This window comes from Vibrio sp. NFR (genome assembly GCF_027587095.1).
Classification (GTDB): Bacteria; Pseudomonadota; Gammaproteobacteria; order Enterobacterales; family Vibrionaceae; genus Vibrio; species Vibrio harveyi.
This window is the reverse complement of sequence record NZ_JAPPTN010000003.1, coordinates 227,579-242,708: the sequence shown is the minus strand read 5'-3', so window position 1 is coordinate 242,708 and position 15,130 is coordinate 227,579. Positions and strand designations below refer to the sequence as shown.

General features: G+C 45.9%; 14 protein-coding genes. 8 read left to right on the top strand and 6 right to left on the bottom strand.

What is annotated here, in order from left to right; all coding sequences use genetic code 11:
- Nucleotides 1-18 precede the first annotated feature (18 nt).
- Together OH463_RS07555 and OH463_RS07550 are read left to right on the top strand one after the other, a co-directional pair.
- Nucleotides 19-366 carry a gamma-glutamylcyclotransferase family protein gene (locus OH463_RS07555; RefSeq protein ID WP_005450512.1) on the top strand — a complete coding sequence of 116 codons (348 nt, stop codon included), beginning with the start codon at nucleotides 19-21 and terminating at the stop codon, nucleotides 364-366.
- Between the two features lie 123 nt (nucleotides 367-489).
- Nucleotides 490-849: a DUF2799 domain-containing protein gene (locus OH463_RS07550; RefSeq protein WP_005450511.1), complete on the top strand. Its 360-nt coding sequence runs from the start codon at nucleotides 490-492 to the stop codon at nucleotides 847-849.
- Between the two features lie 63 nt (nucleotides 850-912).
- Here OH463_RS07550 and ppa read toward each other — a convergent pair whose 3' ends face one another.
- Together ppa and fbp are read right to left on the bottom strand one after the other, a co-directional pair.
- A complete protein-coding gene (gene ppa / locus OH463_RS07545; RefSeq protein WP_009698861.1) occupies nucleotides 913-1,443 on the bottom strand; it encodes an inorganic diphosphatase in 531 nt (176 codons plus the stop codon).
- 125 nt (nucleotides 1,444-1,568) lie between these two features.
- Entirely contained in the window at nucleotides 1,569-2,585 is a 1,017-nt protein-coding gene (gene fbp / locus OH463_RS07540; protein ID WP_005450509.1) for a class 1 fructose-bisphosphatase, read from the bottom strand.
- A gap of 314 nt (nucleotides 2,586-2,899) precedes the next feature.
- Here fbp and mpl point away from each other — a divergent pair, with 314 nt between their 5' ends.
- The 5 genes from mpl to thiQ all read left to right on the top strand — a co-directional run bounded on the left by mpl (nucleotide 2,900) and on the right by thiQ (nucleotide 8,445).
- On the top strand, nucleotides 2,900-4,258 hold the full coding sequence (mpl, locus tag OH463_RS07535; RefSeq protein ID WP_269990944.1) for a UDP-N-acetylmuramate:L-alanyl-gamma-D-glutamyl-meso-diaminopimelate ligase: 1,359 nt from the start codon (nucleotides 2,900-2,902) through the stop codon (nucleotides 4,256-4,258).
- Entirely contained in the window at nucleotides 4,258-4,896 is a 639-nt protein-coding gene (locus OH463_RS07530; RefSeq protein WP_017817249.1) for a flavin prenyltransferase UbiX, read from the top strand. Before mpl ends, OH463_RS07530 begins: the two co-directional genes overlap by 1 nt.
- A gap of 251 nt (nucleotides 4,897-5,147) precedes the next feature.
- Nucleotides 5,148-6,140 carry a thiamine ABC transporter substrate binding subunit gene (thiB, locus tag OH463_RS07525; protein WP_269990943.1) on the top strand — a complete coding sequence of 331 codons (993 nt, stop codon included), beginning with the start codon at nucleotides 5,148-5,150 and terminating at the stop codon, nucleotides 6,138-6,140.
- A gap of 14 nt (nucleotides 6,141-6,154) precedes the next feature.
- Complete coding sequence (gene thiP, locus OH463_RS07520; RefSeq protein WP_269990942.1) at nucleotides 6,155-7,741, top strand: thiamine/thiamine pyrophosphate ABC transporter permease ThiP; 1,587 nt, start codon at nucleotides 6,155-6,157, stop codon at nucleotides 7,739-7,741.
- Complete coding sequence (thiQ, locus tag OH463_RS07515) at nucleotides 7,741-8,445, top strand: thiamine ABC transporter ATP-binding protein (RefSeq protein ID WP_269990941.1); 705 nt, start codon at nucleotides 7,741-7,743, stop codon at nucleotides 8,443-8,445. Before thiP ends, thiQ begins: the two co-directional genes overlap by 1 nt.
- Nucleotides 8,446-8,516: 71 nt before the next feature.
- Here the strand turns inward: thiQ and OH463_RS07510 are convergent, their stop codons facing one another.
- The 4 genes from OH463_RS07510 to argR form a co-directional block, all read right to left on the bottom strand.
- Nucleotides 8,517-8,954 (bottom strand): universal stress protein, encoded by a 438-nt coding sequence (locus OH463_RS07510; RefSeq protein ID WP_005450497.1) that lies wholly within the window; start codon nucleotides 8,952-8,954, stop codon nucleotides 8,517-8,519.
- 44 nt (nucleotides 8,955-8,998) lie between these two features.
- Nucleotides 8,999-11,578 carry a TRAP transporter permease gene (locus OH463_RS07505; RefSeq protein ID WP_005450496.1) on the bottom strand — a complete coding sequence of 860 codons (2,580 nt, stop codon included), beginning with the start codon at nucleotides 11,576-11,578 and terminating at the stop codon, nucleotides 8,999-9,001.
- A gap of 306 nt (nucleotides 11,579-11,884) precedes the next feature.
- Entirely contained in the window at nucleotides 11,885-12,853 is a 969-nt protein-coding gene (locus tag OH463_RS07500) for a TAXI family TRAP transporter solute-binding subunit (RefSeq protein WP_009698854.1), read from the bottom strand.
- 384 nt (nucleotides 12,854-13,237) lie between these two features.
- Entirely contained in the window at nucleotides 13,238-13,708 is a 471-nt protein-coding gene (argR, locus tag OH463_RS07495) for a transcriptional regulator ArgR (RefSeq protein ID WP_005430583.1), read from the bottom strand.
- 358 nt (nucleotides 13,709-14,066) lie between these two features.
- On the opposite strand from argR, the gene mdh reads away from it, so the two are divergent.
- Entirely contained in the window at nucleotides 14,067-15,002 is a 936-nt protein-coding gene (gene mdh, locus OH463_RS07490) for a malate dehydrogenase (protein ID WP_005450494.1), read from the top strand.
- Nucleotides 15,003-15,130: the final 128 nt, after the last annotated feature.

Below are 15,130 nucleotides of genomic sequence, written 5' to 3'. Positions count from 1 at the left end.
TAAGCAGAAGGAGCGGCTATGCAACATTTAGTGTTTGTGTATGGAACTTTGCGCAAAGGAGAGTGCAATCATCACTTTTTAAGCACTGCTGAGTTTCTTGGTCACCATGAAACAGATGCCCAATTCGCTCTGTATGATTTAGGTCCTTACCCGGCTTTGTCGGTCGGACAAAATGCGATACAGGGCGAAGTTTATTTGATTGATAATGACACGCTGCAGGAACTTGATAAGTTAGAAGACGTACCGGTTGAGTATCGTCGAGAAAGCATTACTACACCTTTTGGCCAAGCTTGGATCTACTTGTATCAAGACACTGAGCAGTTGAGTGAAGAGATTGCATCTGGTGATTGGTGTCAGAGAGTGTGAACCATACTCCGCGAGTACGCGTAAGCATTTGTAGTGAAAGTGTATGACTGTCGAATGAGTACTCGATAAAGGGGTATGAAAGTGAGTTTCCGACGGTCTTTTGTATAAGCCTAAGGAGAACTTATGAGATCCATCATCATCGGCGCCATGCTGCTTTTTCTCACCGCTTGTGCGCAAACAAGGTTGCCAGATTCAGTGAACGTAACAGATTGGCAGGACTTCGGTAAGCAATCTGCTCTCGATGGTCTGATTGAATTATCGGAAGACCGTATCGTCAAGCTTGATGATACAAATCGTGCTACACCGGAATTGATCATGGCTTATCAATCTGGTTACCAAGAAGGTAAAAAAGAGTACTGTGAGCAAAGTGCTTATATGCTTGGCGTACGAGATATGCCTTACTTTGGCATTTGTGATGATATTGACCCGTTTTTCAAACAAAATTATGAATCGGGTCGAACTTCTACCGCTGGCGAGTATTAGTCAAAATGATATAACAAAAAAGAGCTGCTAATTTGCAGCTCTTTTGCTTTCTGGCGTTCGCAATTACTTGTTTTGCGCACGCTCGTAAGATTCTAGGATTTCTGCTTTTGCGGCAGCCACATCTGCCCAACCATCCACTTTCACCCACTTACCTGCTTCAAGCTCTTTGTAACGTTCAAAAAACTGTGTGATTTGGGCTTTGAGTAGCTCTGGAATATCGTCAACATCTTGAATGCCTTCGTACTCTTTTGAGATTTTAGAGTGCGGTACAGCGAAGACTTTCGCGTCTTCACCAGATTCATCCGTCATCTTCAATACACCGACTGGACGGCAGCGAATCACAGAACCTGGCATTAATGGGTAAGGGGTCGGAACCAGTACGTCCACTGGGTCGCCATCTAGAGAAAGGGTGTTGTTCACATAGCCGTAGTTACATGGGTAGAACATTGGCGCAGACATGAAACGGTCGACAAATACAGCACCAGTGTCTTTATCTACTTCGTATTTGATTGGATCCGCATTAGCTGGGATTTCAATAACGACATAGATATCTTCAGGCAAAGATTTACCTGCTGGTACGTTGTTTAAGCTCATTTGAATATTCCTTTTCATTGAGGATTAAGCGTTGAGAGGCTTAATCTGGCTAACATTTACGCAGTTCACTTTAACGACAAAAACGCGGCAGGTAAACACCTGCCGCGTTGGACAAAGGTCTGAAATTAGTCTTCTTCGCGATTCAGCTCAAGAAACTCTTCGACTTTGTTGACCATGTTCTTTGAACCCACAAAGAAAGGCACACGCTGGTGCAGTTCGGTAGGTTTCAAATCCATAATGCGGTTTACACCGTCAGATGCCAGACCGCCAGCTTGCTCAATCAAGAATGCCATTGGGTTGCACTCGTACAACAGACGCAGTTTGCCTTGAGGGTGGCTTTGCGTGCTTGGGTACAAGTAAATGCCGCCTTTAAGCAAGTTACGATGGAAGTCCGCAACCAGTGAGCCTATGTAGCGAGAAGTGTATGGGCGACCATCTTCAGGCACATTCTCCTGACAGTACTTGATGTACTTCTTCACGCCCTGCGGGAAGCGGATGTAGTTACCTTCGTTGATCGAGTAGATGTTGCCGTCTTCTGGGATCATCATGTTTTCATGAGAAAGACAGAAGCTGCCAATCGATGGATCGTAAGTGAAGCCGTTTACGCCATTACCTGTGGTGTAAACCAACATAGTAGATGAGCCGTAAATCACGTAGCCCGCTGCCACTTGTTTGTGACCAGGCTGTAGGAAGTCTTCTTCTGTTGGTGGGGTACCAATAGGAGAAACTCGACGGTAAATAGAGAAAATCGTACCGACTGATACGTTCACATCGATGTTTGATGAGCCATCGAGTGGGTCCATTAGTACAACGTATTTTGCGTTTTGGTTGAGTTCTTTGTTGAACGCAACCGCTTCATCTTCTTCTTCACTTGCAACGCCACACACTTGGTCACGTGCTTCGAGTGCTGCTTTGAACTTGTCGTTCGCGTATACATCAAGCTTTTGCTGATCTTCGCCTTGTACGTTTTCCGTACCTACAGCGCCGGTGATATCACCAAGACCTGCCGCGTTAATTTCACGGTTAACAATTTTTGCAGCTAAACGAATGGAAGCTAAGAGAGATGAAAGATCACCGCTAGCGTGGGGGAAATCCGCTTGTTTCTCAACAATGAATTCGCCTAGGGTGCGCAGTCCTGACATGGTTTATCCTTACATTTTTCATTTCGTTGGGGGTGTCGCGCAATGGGGTCATCTCTTTATGGATGTTAAACGATTGCGCTAGATGTAAGTTTATGACGTGGATCTTATTAATGGTAATGAAGTAACCGACTGAGATCTCAATTTATTTGTCTTATTGCATAAGAAGTCTGTCACTTGGTTAATGCTTGGTCAGTCAGTGCTAAGCCCTGTCAGATTTGTGAAAGAGACTGCAAGAACACAGCGAAAGGCTCTCGCTTTTCTGGTGGTTATCACGATAATGAAAGGATTAAAGAACGCATTACAAGGTTAAGTTTATGCACATTCATATCTTGGGTATCTGCGGCACGTTTATGGGCGGTGCGGCAATTTTAGCGCGTCAGCTAGGTCATAAAGTGACGGGTTCGGATGCCAATGTTTATCCACCAATGAGTACCCTGTTGGAGTCTCAAGGTATTGAAATTATTGAAGGCTTTGACCCTTCTCAACTTGACCCTCAACCAGATCTTGTGGTGATTGGTAACGCGATGAGCCGTGGCAACCCATGTGTTGAGCATGTGCTGAATACCAATATGCGTTACACCTCTGGCCCACAATGGTTACAAGAGTTCTTATTGCACGATCGCTGGGTTCTAGCGGTATCGGGTACCCATGGTAAAACCACCACTTCAAGTATGTTGGCGTGGATCTTAGAAGATTGCGGTTACCAACCAGGTTTTCTTGTTGGTGGTGTGTTAGGTAACTTCGGTGTGTCAGCTCGCTTGGGTGAAAGCATGTTCTTCGTCGTCGAAGCAGACGAATATGACAGTGCTTTTTTCGACAAACGATCTAAGTTTGTTCATTACCACCCACGCACACTGATCATGAATAATCTTGAGTTCGATCATGCAGACATCTTTGACGATCTAGAGGCGATAAAGCGTCAATTCCATCATTTGGTGCGTACTGTTCCGGGGAACGGTTTGATCTTGGCTCCGAAGCAAGATCAGTCGCTGCAAGATGTGATCGAGCGTGGTTGTTGGACAGAAAAGCAGTTCTCTGGTGTCGATGGTGATTGGCAAGCACGCAAACTGGTTGTTGATGGCTCGAAATTTGAAGTGTCGCTGCAAGGCGAGAAAGTAGGCGTTGTAGATTGGGAGCTTGTTGGTGACCACAACGTGGATAACGCTTTGATGGCCATCGCAGCTGCTCGCCATGTCGGTGTGGCACCAGAACTGGCTTGTCAGGCTCTCGGTCGCTTTATTAACACCAAACGTCGCTTGGAGCTCAAAGGAGAAGAGCAAGGCGTGACGGTTTATGATGATTTTGCTCATCATCCAACGGCGATTGAACTGACATTGGGTGGTTTACGTAACAAGGTTGGCGAAAAACGTATCCTTGCCGTTTTAGAGCCTCGCTCTGCGACGATGAAGCGCGGCGTTCATAAAAATACTTTGGCGGCTTCATTGCACAGTGCTGATGAGGTGTTCCTCTTCCAACCAGACAACATTGATTGGTCGGTACAAGAGATTGCAGACCAGTGTAAACAACCTGCTTTTGTTGACGCAGAGATGGACAGCTTTGTCGCAAAAATCGTAGAGCAAGCGCAGCCGGGTGATCAAATCCTCGTAATGAGTAACGGTGGCTTTGGTGGTATCCACGGCAAGCTTCTAGAACAACTGAAACATAAAGCTTAATGACATCTATGCAGCAAAAAGTAACCCCTAAAAAAGCCATCACATTAGCACTAACGGGCGCCTCTGGTGCTCCGTATGGGCTTCGTCTTCTTGAATGCTTGGTTGCCGCGGATTATCACGTGTATGTGCTGATCTCTTCGGCTGCGCGAGTGGTAATGGCGACCGAACATGACCTGAAATTGCCAAGTGGCCCTGAATCGGCGCAAAAGGCGTTAGTCGAGCATCTCAACTGCAATCCAGATAACATCACCGTTTGTGGCAAAGACGATTGGTTCTCTCCGGTAGCATCGGGCTCTGCTGCACCAAAGCAAATGGTAGTGTGCCCATGTTCTGCGGGGAGTGTTGCGGCCATTGCACATGGCATGTCGGATAACTTGATTGAACGCGCTGCGGATGTGGTAATGAAAGAGCGCGGACAGTTATTACTTGTGGTGCGTGAAACGCCTTTCTCTACGCTGCATCTTGAAAACATGCACAAGCTCTCTCAGATGGGCGTCACCATTATGCCTGCGGCTCCTGGTTTTTATCATCAACCAAAGAGTATTGAAGACTTAGTGGATTTTATGGTGGCGAGAATTCTTGATCACTTGGGCATTGAGCAAGGCTTGGTGCCACGTTGGGGTTATGACCAACGTTGATTGTGTAATCAATAAAAGACCTTTACAATCCATCCAACTCATCGGGGAGCAAACCCATTTGGCATTGACCTTATCAATACCATTGGGTGCTGAGACCTAATCGCTTAACGTTGTTGAGCAAACAGGGACCCGTATTACCTGAACCAGATAATGCTGGCGTAGGAATTGAGTCTGGATATTGGAAGTCCTAGATACCGCCTCAACCCTGTGCCGCTCAACTCATGTTTACTAATGCAAATGGAGAGCGAGCAGTGAAAACCACTCTTAGTCTGATTGCCCTTGCAGCCATCACTTCTACTTCAGCGTTTGCCGCTGAAAACACCCTAACTGTCTACACTTACGACTCTTTCGCTGCCGATTGGGGACCTGGTCCTAAAGTTGAAAAAGCGTTCGAAGCCAAATGCGGTTGCGACGTTAATTTCGTTGCTCTGGATGACGGTGTTTCAATCCTTAACCGCCTTCGCTTGGAAGGAAACAATAGCAAAGCGGATATCGTGTTAGGTTTGGATAACAACCTGATGGCGGAAGCGAAAAAGACTGGGCTTCTGGCTGAGCACAATGTTGATACATCGAAGACGACCTTGCCTAATGGTTGGGATGATAAGACCTTCGTACCGTACGATTACGGCTACTTTGCGTTTGTGTACAACAAGGAGAAGTTGGCGAATCCTCCAAAAAGCATGAAAGAGCTAGTGGAAGAGCGTGATGATCTGAAAGTGATTTACCAAGACCCTCGTACTTCGACGCCGGGTCAAGGTTTGATGCTGTGGATGAAGTCCATCTACGGCGATGATGCGACTCAAGCGTGGAAGCAACTGGCAACGAAAACAGTTACGGTTACGAAAGGCTGGTCAGAAGCTTACTCGATGTTTTTGAACGGTGAGTCCGATCTCGTGCTGTCTTACACGACTTCTCCCGCGTACCATTTGATTGCAGAAGATGATGCGAAATATACGAGCGCAGATTTTTCTGAAGGTCACTACATGCAAGTAGAAGTAGCGGCTAAGGTTAAAGGCTCAAAGAATGCGGAACTTGCTGATGAGTTTATGAATTTCATCTTGAGTGATGAGTTCCAATCGGCAATGCCAACAGGCAACTGGATGTACCCAGTGACTGACGTTGAATTACCAAAAGGCTTTGAAACCTTAAGCATACCAAGTAAACCATTGAGCTTTAGTGCAGACGAAGTAGCAAAAATGCGCAAGACTTGGATTCGTGAATGGCAAAGCGCATTGACGTTCTAAGATAGGTTCTACTTTTGAATTCTGTTCCGAAAATAGGGTTAGGGGTCGCGATGATTATCGCGACCTTTGTTATTTCTGCCCTAGGTGCTTTGATTGTCCAAGCGCCTTCTCTTGATGTGTCTATAGTGTGGGGAGATCCATACTATCAGCACGTCACCAAGTTCAGCTTCTACCAAGCTTTCCTCTCTACGATTTTGAGTGTCGGTTTGGCGATCCCTGTGGCGCACGCGCTTTCTCGACGTAAGTTCTATGGTAAGTCTCTACTATTAAAGTTGTTTGCGTCTACCTTAGTTCTGCCTGTGTTGGTCGGTGTATTTGGCTTATTGGCGATTTACGGTAATAGCGGCTTATTGGCTCAATGGCTAAAAAGTATCGACGCTGAGCTGCCGTTTTCCATCTATGGTCTGAACGGAATTTTACTTGCGCATGTGTTCTTCAATATGCCCTATGCGGCGCGCCTACTTTTGCAAGCATTAGAGTCGATCCCCGCAGAGCAACATAAACTGTGTGCGCACCTTGGAATGAGCCATTGGGACAAATTCCGCTGGGTAGAATGGTCACGCCTAAGGCAGCAATTACCACACGTAAGCGGCTTAGTGTTCATGCTTTGCTTTACCAGCTTTGCCACCGTGATGGCGCTGGGTGGTGGACCGAAATCGACCACTATTGAGCTTGCCATTTATCAGGCAATTAAGTTCGATTTTGATCTGCAGGCAGGGGCACTTTTGGCACTATGGCAAATGCTGTTATGTGGCTTGTTAGCAATTGGCGTACAGAAGTTGACGAAGCCAGTATCAGTAAGCGCTGGCAGTACATCAGTACAGCAATATTTAACGAAGGATCATGGGTGGTCAAAAGCTTGGGATAGCTTTTGGATCATAGGTGCCTTTTTACTAGTAATACCGCCACTTTTGATGGTGGTGTTCAGTGGGATCAACCAACAAGTTGGGACGGTATTGACCGATGAGCGTTTTTGGTCCGCGTTGCTTAATTCAATCAAAGTCGCTGTTCTCGCTAGCTCTCTTGCTGTTGCTGCTGGCGTGTCGATTTTACTGACCAGCCGACGTTGGCGATTGCAGTGCAAAAACACTCGCGCCGACCAAATCGAGCTTATCGGAACCATTATCTTAGTAACGCCGGGATTGGTGATCAGTACGGGATTGTTCCTGTTACTACGATCGTTTACCGATGTATTCAGCTTAGCGTTTTTTGTCGTTATTTTGGTTAACGGCTTGATGGCATTGCCTTATGTCATTAAAACTTTATCTCAACCCATGTTGCACATTGAGCAGCAATATCAGTACGTGTGCGCCAGTTTGGGGATGCGCGGTTGGCAGCGTTTTAAAGTCGTGGAGTGGCAAGCACTGCGCAAGCCATTTGCACATGCTTTTGCCATCAGCTTTATGTTTGCGATTGGTGACTTAAGTGCGATTGCCTTGTTTGGTGGGCAAGAGTTTAGAACTTTACCGCTGTATCTATTCCAACTACTGGGCAGTTATCAAATGGATGCGGCAGCGGTAGTATCCGTTACTTTATTGTTACTCAGCGTAGGTTGTTTTGCTTTGATTGAAAAAGTATTAAAAACAAAGGGGAAAGCATAATGTTAGTGTTGGATGATGTTCAGTACACCTATCAACGTGAGCTATTTCGCTTTGATTTAGAGATTAAACGCGGACAAATCGTGTCGCTGATGGGACCGAGCGGTGCAGGTAAATCAACGTTGCTCGCTTTGGTTGCTGGATTCATTAATCCTGACCTAGGCGATATCTTGGTTGATGGCACATCTATCGTGAGTAAAGAGCCGTATCTGCGTCCGTTTTCAATGTTGTTTCAAGAACACAATCTGTTCGCTCATCTTTCAGTAAGAGACAACATCGGTTTGGGTTTGCATCCGGGGTTAAAGCTCACGACAGACCAAAAGCTTCTTGTGGAGCAAGCAGCAATGCAAGTGGGTGTTGCTGAGTATCTGGACCGTTTACCTGAACATCTTTCTGGCGGTCAACGCCAGCGTGTTGCTCTTGCGCGTTGTTTTGTTCAACCGCATCCAATGTGGTTACTCGACGAACCTTTTTCTGCACTAGACCCAGTGCTGCGTGAAGAGATGCTGACACTGGTTAAACAGTTGGCTGCTGAACGCGGCATTACGGTATTGATGGTCACGCACCATTTGAGTGATGCCAGAGCCATCGCCAGCCACTTTGCTTTTGTTGCTGGTGGTCAGGTAGAAGCGTCGGGTAAAATTCGCGAACTCAATGCTCAACATTGCAGCGAAGCATTGAAGGCTTTTGTCAAAGCAGCGAGATAATTAGCCCAAGACAGAAAAAAGGTTGATGCGAGCATCAACCTTTTCTTTCATTTTGAGTTTGAATGAGCGCGTTAGCCTTGAGGCTTCACCACCATAACGTTGATTGGTGAGTTCTCTACTACTTTACTCGCTACAGAGCCCAGCATCACTTTGTTGATCTTCGAACGTTTGTGGCTTGGCATAATGATAAGGTCTGCACCTAAACGTTCTGCGTAATCTAAGATGGTTGCGTAAGCTTTACCTTCCGCAACATGCACTTTGTAAATCACTTCGTCGTCCATATGCTGATCAGCAAACGCTTTTAGCTGCTGCTTTACGTCTTGCTTCATTTTTGCAGCGGCATCTTTCGGAAAGTAACTCGCGACCATTGACATATGGATGCCTGGCAATACTGTCAGCAGGTGCACTTCAGCATTGGCTTGCTTCGCCTGCCATACCGCCAATTCAACGGCGCGGTCAGAAAAGCCTTGGTCATTTAGATCAACCGGAACAAGAATTTGTTTGTACATTCAATGTCTCTCATTAAGGCCCCGTATCCTCGAGGCCAAATCGGTTATGCGCTCAACTGTTCCTTACGAGCACGACGTTTTTGGTTCAGGGCAAGTACCAGCAAAATCATCAAACAAGGGATAAATACCCACTCTTTCATCGGTCGATCGGCGTCTTGAACTACCCATTTGATCTCCCAATCGAAGTCGATACCAGAAGATTCTGCCGGGCTGCCAAATTCAACCATGTCTACGATCATTTTGCCGTCGTTCTCGGTCAGCATTAGACCCATTGAAGAAATACGTTCTTCAGCGGTTGCCGCTTTATCTTCGAACGGAAGACGTACCGTTTTCTCTATGTAATCGCCTTCTAAGTTTTCACCAGCGACACGTAACTCTAGGGATTCTCCTACATTTAGCCCTTCTGTGATTTGAGCTATCTCAACACCAGGGGAAAGAACTTTCGCTGGGTAGAGCATGTCCCACCAGAAACCAGGGCGGAAGAAAGAGAACGTTAATACTAATAGTAGGACCGTTTCCCACCATTTGTTACGTGTGAACCACCAACCTTGCGTCGCCGCAGAGAAAATCAACATGGCAATGATTGAAGAGATTACGGTCAGCGCTAAGTGCCACCAAGTGTCGATCCCCATCAATAGAAGTTGAGTGTTGAAGACGAACATAAATGGCAGGATCGCAGTCCGAATATCGTAGGTAAAGCCTTGAATACCAGTACGAATCGGATCTGACTTGGCAATTGCAGCAGCTGCAAATGCAGCCAAACCTACTGGAGGGGTATCGTCAGCCAATATACCGAAGTAGAACACGAATAAGTGCACCGCAATCAGTGGGATGATCAAGCCATGAGCTGCCCCCAGAGTTACGATAACCGGTGCCATTAGTGTTGATACAACGATGTAGTTGGCAGTTGTTGGCAGACCCATACCCAGAATCAAACTGATAACCGCAGTAAACAGCAGCATGAGTATGACACTACCGCCAGAGATGAACTCGACGAAGTCTGTCATCACCAAGCCAATACCAGTAAGGGTGACCACACCAACTACAGTGCCTGCCGCTGCTGTTGCGACACCGATACCGATCATGTTACGTGCGCCTGACACCAAGCTCTCTGCGAGGTCAACAAAGCCGTCTTTAGTTTGTTCAACCAAGTCACCTTGTTTTGACAGTAATGCGATCAATGGGCGTTGCGTCAGCAAGATAAAGATCATGAATACCGTTGCCCAGAATGCCGATAGACCCGGAGAAAAGCGTTCAACGGTCAAACACCAAACCAGTACGACGATAGGCAATAGGAAATGTAAGCCAGATTTAATTGTTGGACCTGGATCTGGGACCTCAGTGAGTTCCGCATCAATTTCGATTGCACCATCTTTGGCGTGGTTGGCTGAAATCTTCACCAGACCGACGTAAGCAATTAATAACGCGATGGTTACGATGGTTGTAGCAGCATCGCCAAATACGTCTTTAGTCCAACCCACACCGTAGTAAACCAAGGCACTGATAACGCACAAACCGAGAATAGTGCCAGTAAATGACAATAGGCTTTGTAGCATTGTTGGGTTGTGGCGACGAGGAAGCCCTGTCATGCCAGCTTTACATGCTTCTAGGTGAACAATGTAAATCAAGGCGATGTAAGAAATCAGTGCTGGAAGTAGAGCAGCTTTGATGACTTCAACGTAAGAGATACCGACGTACTCTACCATCAAGAATGCCGCTGCACCCATGATAGGTGGTGTGAGCTGACCGTTAGTAGAGGCTGCAACTTCAACAGCACCCGCTTTTGTTCCAGGGAAGCCAACTCGCTTCATCAATGGAATCGTAAACGTACCTGTTGTTACTACGTTAGCGATGGATGAACCTGAAACTAGACCGGATAGACCTGATGCAACCACTGCGGCTTTCGCTGGACCACCTTTCATGTGACCAAGCAGTGAGAAAGCAACTTTGATGAAGTAAGCACCAGCACCTGCGCGCTCTAGCATGGCACCAAACAGTACGAACAAGAATACGAAAGACGTTGATACGCCAAGCGCCACGCCGAATACACCCTCTGTTGTTAACCACAGATGCGACATCGCTTTGTTTAAGCTTGCGCCTTTATGAGCAATAACATCTGGCATGTATGGCCCAGCGAAGGTGTAAGTCAGGAATACGGCTGCAACGACCATCAAAGGGGGACCAAGTGCACGACGTGTTGCTTCAAGCAACAATGCCATACCAGTGACTGATACCACGATATCGACAGTGGTTGGTGCGCCTGAACGGCCGGCAAGCTCAGTGTAGAAAATATAAATGTAAGCTGCCGCAAAACTGCCCGCTAGTGCCAATATCCAGTCAATCAAAGGGATATGATCACGCGGAGAGTTTTTCATTGCTGGATAAGCAGTGAAAGCGAGAAAAGTAGCAAAAGTTAAATGAATTGCTCGCGCTTCAGTGTCATTGAGTACGCCAAAATTAAAAATAAATGGTAGCGGAGAGGCATACCATAATTGAAATAGCGACCAGCACAGTGGTACGAACCATAGGATTCGACCTTGCAAGCCCATTGGGCTACGCGCACCTGTGTCTGCCTGAGCCACCATCTCTTGCACATCTTGTGACGGAGTGTTGTTCGTCGCCATGTACTTTTTCCTTATTATTGATGGTCCTGTCTGTTTTGTGTTTCGAGAACCTCGCTTCGCTATAACAGTGTAGTGAATAGAGCGAAGTTTGCTTTCGATTGAACCGCGATAACCCTTAAACTCATTGAACGATGAGAGTGGTAAAGGTGCGTTTTCTTTTTCTTAGGTATGAGCGCGACTTCCGAAAGAAATCGGCAGATTGCATAAAGCAAATTGAACAAAGTATGCTGATGGGGCTGTCCCGCCAGCATACTCAATCAGGCAGAAAGCGATCCGTTTCTGCCTGAGCTTGAAGTCAGTAGTTGCTTACTTAAGCAGACCTACTTCTTTGTAGTATTTCACTGCACCTGGGTGAAGAGGGATAGAAAGACCAGCTTTCACCATGTCTTCTTTCTTCAGGTTTGCAAATGCAGGATGTAGACGTTTGAATGTGTCGAAGTTTTCAAACACCGCTTTTGCCACGTTGTAAGCGACATCATCAGAAACGTCTGATGTTGTTACCATTGTTGCCGCAACACCAAAGCTGTTTACGTCTTTGTCTGTACCACGGTACATACCAGCAGGTACTGTGCTAAACGCGTAGTAAGGGTTTTCAGCAACGATCTTGTCGATCTCTGGGCCTGTCGCAGGGATCAGTTTCGCGTCACAAGAGGTTGTTGCTTCTTTGATTGAACCATTCGGGTGACCAACCATGTAGATGAACGCGTCGATCTTGTTGTCACATAGAGCTTGTGAACGCTCTGAGCCTTTAAGCTCTGATGCTAGCTTGAAGCTGTCGTTAGTCCAGCCCATTGCATCCATCACTACACCCATTGTTGCGCGGTCGCCAGAACCTGGGTTACCGATGTTTACACGTTTACCTTTCAGGTCTTTAACGTTTTCGATACCAGAATCTGCACGTGCAATGATGTTAAAAGGTTCTGTGTGAAGAGAGAACATTGCGCGTAGTTTTTTGTACGGACCTTGTTCAGCAAACTTGCTCGTACCGTTGTAGCCGTGGTACTGCCAATCCGATTGCACGATACCAAAGTCTAGCTCGCCAGCACGGATTGTGTTGACGTTGTAAATTGAGCCGCCAGTCGATTCTACTGAACAACGAATGTTGTGATCTTTACGACCTTTGTTTACCAATTTACAAATAGCACCACCAGTAGGGTAGTAAACACCTGTAACAGAGCCAGTACCGATAGTAATAAACTCTTGAGCGTTAACTGCGCCTGCGCCCATAACTGCTGCAGCGATAGCGCCTACTTTAAGAAGTTTGTTAAATGCCATGAATTTCCCTTCCTTATATTCATTATTAACCCGGAAATAACCATAAATTACTTCAGGAGTTTCCTATTTGGAAACGGCATCTTTTCCAATCCAATCGTTTGAAAAAGCGAGCGAATCATAACAAAAAATTGGCAGAAAATTATCCGATTGTTAAAAGTTATAGCGAATAAGTCTAAATGTTGCGACTGAGAGTGGAGATAAATTTGTAAGTTAATTCTTTCTAGAACAAATACTTATGATGAGTTTGAGAAGAGGTGTTAAAAAAATCAATAGCGTGATGTTGGTCACAAAATTGCTGGGTGAAAAATAAGCTGTAAAATCAAAAAATTTACATTTTTAATGGGCTACAAAATTCAATTAATTTCATAGCCCACAAACAGTTACTTAGCCTGTGTATTCGAAAAGTTCACACACAGATTTGAACAGTTGTTCTGTAGATACTGGCATTGTTGGGGTAATGAAGATAGTGTCATCGCCCGCAACGACACCAAGAATACCCTCAGATTTGCCAAGAGAGTCAAGCAAGCGTGCGATCAGTTGAGCAGCACCTGGACCTGTATGAATGACAACCAAAGCGGCGTTATGATCAATATCTAATACCAACTCGCGTAGAGAGCTGCTCACTGTTGGTACACCTAGCTCAGCAGGCAGACAGTAAACCATCTCCATTTTTGCGTTGCGTGTACGGACAGCACCAAACTTGGTTAGCATGCGAGAGACTTTAGATTGGTTGATGCTTTCAAAACCTTGTTGTTTTAGTGCATCAACGATTTCGCCCTGTGAGCCAAAACTCTCTTCTTTTAATAAGGCTTTAAAAGCGCGAACTAAGTTATCTTGTTTTTCTGAATTGCGCATAGTCGTTATGATTCTCTTATCAAGGGTCAGCAATTTTGCATATTCTCGCATAGATATTCATGCAGTGCCAAAAAGTCACGACATTATGTTAATTCCATCACTGTAAACCCTAAACAGGATAGAATTCTTTAAGTATGAAATCGTTGACCTATTTATTGTGTTGAATTTCTTGTCATTTCAACAGAATAAAAGAATAATCAGACCTTTGTTTGTAGCACGGTAACAGTGAGTTGCGCGAGGTCGCAAAGCTGGCGTTAATTGATTGTAATCAAGTTGTGATTCCGATAGCTTTATTTCAGCTGGTTACAAAATACCCTACGAATACGTTTATAAGAGAAATACTCTCAAGGAGAACTACATGAAAGTAGCCGTTATTGGTGCCGCTGGCGGCATCGGTCAAGCACTGGCCCTTCTACTTAAGAACCGTCTTCCTGCAGGTTCTGATTTAGCCCTATACGATATTGCTCCAGTAACTCCTGGTGTGGCTGCTGATCTTAGCCATATCCCAACTCCAGTTTCTATCAAAGGTTACGCTGGTGAAGATCCAACGCCTGCACTTGAAGGTGCGGACGTGGTGCTAATCTCAGCTGGTGTGGCTCGTAAGCCTGGTATGGATCGCGCGGATCTGTTTAACGTAAATGCTGGCATCGTTAAATCGCTAGCAGAGAAGATTGCCGTTGTATGTCCAACAGCATGTGTAGGTATCATCACTAACCCAGTGAACACAACGGTGCCAATTGCTGCTGAAGTGTTGAAAAAAGCAGGCGTTTACGACAAGCGCAAGCTGTTTGGTGTAACGACGCTAGATGTTATCCGTTCAGAAACATTCGTTGCTGAGCTAAAAGACAAAGATCCAGGTGATATCCGCGTGCCTGTTATCGGTGGTCACTCTGGCGTAACTATTCTTCCTCTACTTTCTCAAGTTGAAGGTGTTGAGTTCACGGCTGAAGAAGTAGAAGCTCTGACGAAGCGTATCCAAAACGCAGGTACAGAAGTTGTAGAAGCAAAAGCGGGTGGCGGTAGTGCAACTCTGTCTATGGGTCAGGCGGCATGTCGCTTTGGTCTAGCGCTAGTTCGTGCTCTTCAAGGTGAAGAAGGCGTGATCGAGTGTGCATATGTTGAAGGCGATAGCGAGCATGCTCCTTACTTCGCGCAACCTGTGAAGCTAGGTAAAGATGGCGTAGAAGAAGTTCTAAGCTACGGCGCATTAAGCGACTACGAGAAGTCGGCACTTGATGGCATGCTAGAAACGCTAAATGGTGATATCAACATTGGTGTTGAATTCGCAAAATAAGCGTCTCTACATACAAAGCATGTAAACAAGACAAATAGCAAAGAAAGCCGATCTTAGGATCGGCTTTTTTGATCCTTTCTTTTGGCTTGCCGTATCAGAGTCAGAACCAAACAACTTTGTGAAGGAGA

Bases quoted from the DNA above. Each gene is read 5' to 3' on its own strand.
- OH463_RS07555 (WP_005450512.1), top strand. From the start codon at position 19: ATGCAACATTTAGTGTTTGTGTATGGAACTTTGCGCAAAGGAGAGTGC.
- OH463_RS07550 (WP_005450511.1), top strand. From the start codon at position 490: ATGAGATCCATCATCATCGGCGCCATGCTGCTTTTTCTCACCGCTTGT.
- ppa (WP_009698861.1), bottom strand. From the start codon at position 1,443: ATGAGCTTAAACAACGTACCAGCAGGTAAATCTTTGCCTGAAGATATC.
- fbp (WP_005450509.1), bottom strand. From the start codon at position 2,585: ATGTCAGGACTGCGCACCCTAGGCGAATTCATTGTTGAGAAACAAGCG.
- mpl (WP_269990944.1), top strand. From the start codon at position 2,900: ATGCACATTCATATCTTGGGTATCTGCGGCACGTTTATGGGCGGTGCG.
- OH463_RS07530 (WP_017817249.1), top strand. From the start codon at position 4,258: ATGACATCTATGCAGCAAAAAGTAACCCCTAAAAAAGCCATCACATTA.
- thiQ (WP_269990941.1), top strand. From the start codon at position 7,741: ATGTTAGTGTTGGATGATGTTCAGTACACCTATCAACGTGAGCTATTT.
- OH463_RS07510 (WP_005450497.1), bottom strand. From the start codon at position 8,954: ATGTACAAACAAATTCTTGTTCCGGTTGATCTAAATGACCAAGGCTTT.
- OH463_RS07505 (WP_005450496.1), bottom strand. From the start codon at position 11,578: ATGGCGACGAACAACACTCCGTCACAAGATGTGCAAGAGATGGTGGCT.
- OH463_RS07500 (WP_009698854.1), bottom strand. From the start codon at position 12,853: ATGGCATTTAACAAACTTCTTAAAGTAGGCGCTATCGCTGCAGCAGTT.
- argR (WP_005430583.1), bottom strand. From the start codon at position 13,708: ATGCGCAATTCAGAAAAACAAGATAACTTAGTTCGCGCTTTTAAAGCC.
- mdh (WP_005450494.1), top strand. From the start codon at position 14,067: ATGAAAGTAGCCGTTATTGGTGCCGCTGGCGGCATCGGTCAAGCACTG.